The organism is uncultured Paraglaciecola sp., from assembly GCF_937123705.1.
In the GTDB taxonomy this organism is placed as follows: Bacteria; Pseudomonadota; Gammaproteobacteria; order Enterobacterales; family Alteromonadaceae; genus Paraglaciecola.
In genome coordinates this window covers 1-7,253 of the sequence record NZ_CAKZKO010000180.1, presented here as the reverse complement: position 1 = coordinate 7,253, position 7,253 = coordinate 1, and the positions used below count along the sequence as shown (strand labels likewise).

Here is a 7,253-nt window from a genome sequence, read left to right as displayed (position 1 = left end):
AGATAAGTACTGGACTCCAGATTATTCCATTCAAAAAATCAACGAATGACTGCATGAGTATTTTCCCTGTTAGTTTTACTTATGATTGTTTTTCGAACAACACAATACTTCACTTGTAACCCAAGTGTTAAATTATTTAACTGCGCATTAGGATTACTGTGACATAAAGCAAGTTACAGAGGGGGTTTGTTAACGCTTAGTTCTAATTCGATAATCGTTCCATTTAACTTTATATGCAACTGTGTGTACTTATTGGCGTTTTGCAGAGTGAATAAATAGTGATTAATACAAAAATAGAAATTTGAGCCATGCAGAAGAGACAAAATCGAGAAAAACAGCGGTGAAAATCGCTTAGCATGAACGGCTGATATATGAGTGGTGAGATGGATTTGATTGGAATATATCACCTGCATCGAGTGATCTCGCAGGCCTAAGAAACTGTGTATTTGAAGGCTCGAGAATTCTGGCCTTCATGTTTACTGAGTGAAAGTGGCTAGTTTGATGCGTGTTTCAAACAACCTTGAATCCTTGTTTAAGTAATTCTTGAGCGAACTCAGACTGAGTATTTGGTTCGCCATGTATCAAATGCACCTCTTTTGGTGGAACGGAAATTCCTGCTATAAATCGGTTGAGGTCCTCTTTATCGGCATGAGCCGAGTAGCCAGACATGCCATGAATTTGAGCATTAACCTCAACGTCTTTGTTATCAATAGAAACCTGCATTTCGCCTTGCTGCAACTCGCGCCCGAGCGTTCCGTGTGCTTGATAGCCCGCTAAAATCAAATCGGTGCGTTTATCTGGAAGCAAAGCCGATAAGTAGTTCATGATCCTGCCGCCCTGACACATTCCAGAAGCTGCGACCACAATTGCGGGTTCACCTGTCGACTTAAGACGATTGACGATTTTCTTGTGCATTCTATGCCCGTCAACGGTAATGCATTGCTCAAAAGCGAGTGGGTGACGTTTCACTTCAAGGCGCTGTTTAGCTTCTTGCCCCCATAACTCTTTAAAGCGTCGGTATGAACGCGTTACTTTCTCTGCCATAGGCGAATCGAGGATGATAGGAATATCGGCGCTGAGTTGATGCTCAAAGATCAGGTTTTCAATATCAAACAACAGTTCTTGTGTTCTGCCGATACTAAATGCCGGGATCAGGATGACGCCACCATCGAGTAACGAACGGTCAATAATTGCTTTGAGGCGTTCAGAACGTGAAGCAATATCGTCGTGCGTGCTAGTGCCGTAAGTCGACTCAATAAATAGGTAATCGGCTTGTTGTGGTGATTTTGGATCGGGTAGCAGTGGAGTGTTACTTGGGCCCAAGTCGCCAGAAAAGACCACCACCTCTTGGTTGGGTAACTTTATCTCGATATAGGCCGAACCTAAGATATGTCCTGCAGGTTGAAAGCGAGCATACAGAGTATTTGGCCTATGATGATCCTTTCCGTCGTTTTGCTGTTTAGAGACAACTGGAAACCACTCCCCATAGGGATTGGGAGCTATCAACGAATGAATCTTTTTGAGTATCAGCTTCGATTGTTTATGGCTGAGCCCTTGTAGTTTTAACCCATCCTCAATCATTAAAGGGGCGAGTTCGGCGGTGGCTTGCGTGCAATAAATTGGCTGGTTAAATCCACTGGCGAGTAACCAAGGTAATCGGCCAATATGATCAATGTGAGTATGGGTCAGCAGCAGAGCGTTAAGGTGGGAAGTTTCAAATTCAATATTAAGTGCGCTTGGGCTTTCAATCGGCGGCAGCGTCGTTACCACTTGGGCATTGATGAAATTTAATAGCGGGCTGGGTTCGAGCATGTTATCAGTAGCCGACTTGGCATAACTAACAATTAACTGTTGGCAACTACACTGATAGCGTTGCAAAATGCGTTGGCTGAAATCGAGCTCTCGATCTGCATCTGCATGTGGCATACCCAGATTTTTTTGTATAGCCAAAGGCAAATACGGATTCGGTTTTGCTCGGCTTGGCCAGTCCTGTGCATTAAAACCCATAATCCATATTTCATCAAAATATAATCCAGCGGCTTCTAAAGTGGTACAGGAAGCGTAAATGAAGCACGAATCGCTTGCTGCCTGGCTACAGTGGTTGGAGCAGCAGCATTCCAAAGAAATTGATATGGGGCTCTCGCGTGTTGCAGAAGTTGCTGCACGCCTGCAGCTAACCCCGCAATTTCACGCTAGCTCTAAGGTTGTTACTGTTGCCGGTACAAACGGTAAAGGCAGCTTTGTTACGACCTTACAAACGCTGCTTCTGGCACAAGGTAAATCGGTCGCCAGTTATACCTCTCCCCATTTATTAACATTCAATGAACGCATGGTCATCAATGGTGTCATGGCCAGCGATGAGCAAATCATGCAGGCATTTGAGCTAGTTTATGCGGCTTTAGAAGACACCTCTTTGAGTTATTTTGAATATACGACTTTAGCTGCCATGGTGCTATTTCAGCAGCAAAACGTTGAATATTGCATATTTGAGGTAGGATTAGGTGGGCGTTTAGATGCTGTCAATATTTTACCACCAGATTATGCGGTCATTACCTCTATTGGCATTGATCACTGTGATTATTTAGGCGATACCCTGGAGGCTATCGCGGCTGAGAAATGTGGTATTTTACGTGAAAATACGCCTTTGATTTGTGCTGAAGCGCAAGCGCCTAAGTTTTTACAAGAAGCCTGTAATCATCATCCTAGCGCAGTCATTAATGATGATTTTTGTTATCAATATTTACCTGCCAGCGCTAATGAAAATCAACAATGGCAATATAGCAATAAACATACTCATACAGACTATGGCCCTCTGCCTGATAATGGATTGTCTTTATCTAGCCAGGCAGCGGCCTTGTACTTTGTTGAGCAAACGCTTGGCTTAGGTTTAACTCAGCCCGTGTTGGACAGTTTACATGCGCTCAGTTTAGCGGGGCGCTTCCAACGCTTCCAAAAAGAGGGGGTCGAAATTGTTCTTGATGTGGCACACAATGTTCAAGCGGTCTCGTTATTAAAACAGCGATTGGCTTTGCACCTTCCTTTAGCGCAAGGTAAAAAGCGTATTGCGGTTTTTGCGATGTTAAAAGATAAGGATGTAACACAGGTTATTGGCTTATTAAAAGACGATATAGCGGCTTGGTTTGTAGGTGATCTCAAACATGAAAGAGCTTTAGCGGTTACCGACCTTGCTAATATTGTGCATGAGCAGGGCATTCATATGATTAGTGTGAGTAAAAATATGCGACAAGCTTTTGCTAGAGCACAATCATTGTGTGAACCCGGGGATCAAATTGTGGTCTTAGGTTCATTCTTCACTGTTGCAGAAATTCTACCTAAACTTGAACACGCAAAAAGGCATTAATAATGAGAGAAGATAAGGATATACAGTCAATTAAATATCGCCTTATCGGTGCTCTGGTTATTATTGCTAGTTTTACCTTGGCGTGGTTATTGTTATTAGATCATGATGTTAAACGCCAAAGTCAGTGGGATAAAAAAGTCCCCAAGCCTATAGAAATTGAACGTTTTGAGGTTGCTGAAGCGAAACTTCCAACAGCCGCTGTTGTCGAAGAAACTGTTGAAACTTTAGTCGAAGAGAAAACAACCGCAACTGTGCCGGCTGTAGCGCAAGATCAAAAGCCTAGCGCCGGCCCTGTTGAAGTCGCTAAGAAAGCACCGGAGAAAAAAGCGCCTAAGCCCTATACACAGTTGAATGATAAAGGCTTACCTGATGCGTGGGTGTTGCAAGTTGCTAGCTTTAAAGAAAAGAGCAACGCTAAAAAATTACAGCAAACTTTATTAAAACATGAATTTATTGCTTATATAAAAGCATTTAATTTGTCTTCAGGTCGTATTTATAGAGTTATTATCGGGCCTAAAATGGATAAGTCTCGAGCACAAAAATTAGCGCAATCCGTAGAGAAAAAAGTCGGCATGAAAACCTTATTAGTTGCGTATAAACCTGGTTTTGAGGAATGATAGTGTCGATAATTTTTGTTAGAATAGGGAACGTTTCTTAAAAGTGTTGTTTTCATTGAGTGGACTAGATTGGGTTTTAGTGGCAATAATCGTGATCTCATCTTTAATTAGTTTAAAGAGAGGGTTCTTTCGTGAAGCGTTATCGCTGATTATTTGGATGCTTGCCATTATTATTGCAATGGTTTTTTCAGATCCCTTAGCTGCATTATTAAAACCTTTTGTGGAACCGCATATTACCTCGCCATCATTGCTCAAAGTTGTGGCAATTGTACTGATGTTTGTAATGTGTTTATTGGTGGGTGGCCTGTGTAGCTTATTACTATCACAGTTGATTCGACTCACCGGTCTAACCGGAACAGATAGGCTTTTAGGTACAATATTTGGTGCGTTAAGAGGCACTTTAGTTGTATTAGTTCTACTGATTGTTGGACAGAAATTATTGCCGTTATCGCAAGAGATTTGGTGGCAGCAATCAACCTTAATACCCCATTTTTTACGCTTAGAAGCATGGACTGTTTCTACAGCTATTCAGCTACGGGATTGGTTGCTACCTTTGGTAGCAGGTAGTAGCACTACGATATAAAGAGGTTACACATGTGCGGCATTGTCGGCATCGTTGGTAATAACAATGTAAATCAGGAAATCTATGACGCCCTGACTGTCCTTCAACATAGAGGACAAGACGCAGCAGGTATCGTTACCTGGGAAAATGGTGTTTTGAATCAGCGCAAGGCTAATGGCTTGGTGCGTGATGTGTTCAGAACACGCCATATGCGTCAATTACAAGGTAAGGTTGGTATTGGCCATGTTCGTTATCCAACAGCGGGTAGCTCTAGCCCAGCTTTAGCCCAGCCTTTTTATGTTAATTCACCTTATGGTATAGCGCTTGCCCATAACGGCAACTTAACCAATGCTGATGCGTTGAGCAAAGAGTTGTTCCGTGAAGATTTACGTCATATTAATACCTCTTCAGATTCAGAAGTTTTATTGAATGTTTTTGCCCATGAGTTGCAGCGTTTAGGCAAACTTAAGCCTAGTGCTGACGATATTTTTGAGGCTGTTAAAGCGGTTCATAAACGTTGCCAAGGCGGCTATGCTGTTGTTGCTATGGTTGCTAATTACGGCATCGTGGCTTTTCGTGATCCCTATGGCATTCGTCCGATTGTTTTTGGTGAACGTGAAACGGATAAGGGTATGGAGTATATGGTTGCTTCTGAATCCGTTGCCTTAGATGTTTTAGGTTTTAAAATGACCAGAGATATCGCCCCAGGTGAAGCTGTATTTATTAGCAATGATGCTGAAATATTTACCCAACAGTGTGCAGAGTCTCCAAAAACTGTACCGTGTATTTTTGAGCATGTTTATTTTGCTAGACCTGATTCGATTATGGATGGCATCTCTGTGTATAAAACACGTATGCGTATGGGTGAAAAATTAGCGGCTAAAATTTTAGCTGAACGCCCAGATCATGACATTGATGTGGTCATACCGATCCCAGATACCAGCCGAGTTTCAGCACAGTCATTAGCTTATAAATTAGGCGTTAAATTCCGTGAAGGCTTGATGAAAAATCGCTATATCGGTAGAACGTTTATTATGCCTGGGCAAAAAGAACGTGAGAAGTCCGTTAAGCAAAAACTCAATGCCATTGATTTAGAGTTTGAAGGTAAAAATGTTCTATTAGTGGATGACTCCATTGTACGTGGCACCACTTGCCGTCAGATTATCGAAATGGCAAGAGAGGCGGGTGCTAAAAAAGTGTATTTTGCTTCAGCAGCGCCGGCAGTAAAACATCAAAATGTTTATGGTATTGATATGCCTTCGGCTAAAGAGCTGATTGCGCATGGGCGTAGTACGGATGAAATCTGTGAGTTAATCGGCGCTGATTGGTTAATCTACCAAGAATTACCTGATTTGATTGCTAGCTGTAGTGGTGGCAAACAAGGCGTTACAGAGTTTGATTGCTCGGTATTTAATGCAGAATATGTTGCAGGTGATATTAATGCCGAATACTTAGAAGGTCTTGAGCAACAACGCAGTGATGATAACAAAGCCAAAGATAAATCGGCGGCTGATGCTGATTGTGAATCTTTTGTAGCCTTATATAACGACGTCTCTTAAACGTAAACGGATCCGTATTTATTTATGTCATTTGAAGACGAACGATTTGCGCTGTTGCAAGAAGCAGAGCTTGAAACCCAGGCTATTCGAGCTGGTCATAGACGTACTGCTGAAGGGGAGCATAGTGAGCCGATTTTCACTACCTCAAGCTATGTTTTTGACTCGGCTGAAGCGGCCGCTGCTCGATTTTCTGGAGAGGATGCGGGCAATGTATATTCGCGTTATACCAATCCTACGGTCAATATCTTTGAAGAGCGTATTGCGGCCCTTGAAGGTGCAGAGCAAGCGGTAGCTACATCATCGGGCATGGCAGCGATTTTAGGCACCTGTTTAGCGTTATTAAAAGCTGGCGATCATGTTGTTTGTTCACGCTCAGTTTTTGGTACTACAACCGTGGTCTTTAATCGTTATCTGGGTAAGTTTGGGGTTGATGTCACCTGGGTTAATGCCACGGATTATACGCAGTGGCAAGATGCCATCACGGATAAAACGCGACTTTTATTTTTAGAAACACCATCAAATCCATTATCAGAAGTTGTCGATATTCAACGTGTAGCAGATATTGCTCATAAATATGATGCATTGCTTATGGTTGATAACTGTTTTTGCACACCCGCGTTGCAAAAGCCTCTTAGCTTGGGTGCTGATCTGGTTGTGCATTCTGCGACTAAATACCTCGATGGCCAAGGTCGTTGCTTAGGCGGTGTTGTTGTTGGCAGATCAGAGCAGCTGAATGAAATCTTAGGCTATGTGCGTTCTTGTGGCCCAACCATGAGCCCATTTAATGCCTGGGTATTCCTTAAAGGTTTAGAAACCTTAAAGCTACGCATGGATGCCCACTGCGCTGCAGCTTTAGATTTAGCGCAATGGTTAGATGCTCAGGCAGGTACGGAAAAAGTATTTTATTCTGGTTTAACGGATCACCCGCAGCATGCATTGGCTAAAAAGCAACAAACGGGTTTTGGCGGCGTTTTATCCTTTAAAGTAAAGGGCGATAAACAAGCGGCTTGGGATTTTATTAATGCGACGCGTCTATTATCGATTACCGCTAATTTAGGTGATGTAAAAACCACTATCGTGCATCCTGCCAGTACAACACATGGGCGTTTATCGGATGAAGATAAGGCCAGTGCAGGCATTACCGATAATTTAAT

Annotated in this window: 6 protein-coding genes; 5 read left to right on the top strand and 1 reads right to left on the bottom strand. The window is 42.6% G+C overall.

Going from position 1 to position 7,253, the window contains the following annotated elements:
- Positions 1-510 precede the first annotated feature (510 nt).
- Positions 511-2,007, bottom strand: coding sequence for an MBL fold metallo-hydrolase RNA specificity domain-containing protein (locus Q0688_RS22975; RefSeq protein ID WP_299082847.1), 1,497 nt, complete (start codon positions 2,005-2,007; stop codon positions 511-513).
- 58 nt (positions 2,008-2,065) lie between these two features.
- Between Q0688_RS22975 and Q0688_RS22970 the strand changes: the two genes are divergently transcribed.
- The 5 genes from Q0688_RS22970 to Q0688_RS22950 all read left to right on the top strand — a co-directional run.
- Positions 2,066-3,361 (top strand): folylpolyglutamate synthase/dihydrofolate synthase family protein, encoded by a 1,296-nt coding sequence (locus Q0688_RS22970; protein WP_299082845.1) that lies wholly within the window; start codon positions 2,066-2,068, stop codon positions 3,359-3,361.
- A 2-nt stretch (positions 3,362-3,363) separates the two neighbouring features.
- Positions 3,364-3,978, top strand: a complete 615-nt coding sequence (locus Q0688_RS22965) for an SPOR domain-containing protein (RefSeq protein WP_299082843.1) — start codon at positions 3,364-3,366, stop codon at positions 3,976-3,978.
- Between the two features lie 55 nt (positions 3,979-4,033).
- Complete coding sequence (locus Q0688_RS22960; protein ID WP_299082842.1) at positions 4,034-4,561, top strand: CvpA family protein; 528 nt, start codon at positions 4,034-4,036, stop codon at positions 4,559-4,561.
- A gap of 11 nt (positions 4,562-4,572) precedes the next feature.
- Entirely contained in the window at positions 4,573-6,099 is a 1,527-nt protein-coding gene (purF, locus tag Q0688_RS22955) for an amidophosphoribosyltransferase (protein ID WP_299082840.1), read from the top strand.
- 24 nt (positions 6,100-6,123) lie between these two features.
- The coding region (locus tag Q0688_RS22950; protein ID WP_299082839.1) for an O-succinylhomoserine sulfhydrylase at positions 6,124-7,253 on the top strand (1,130 nt) is incomplete at its 3' end.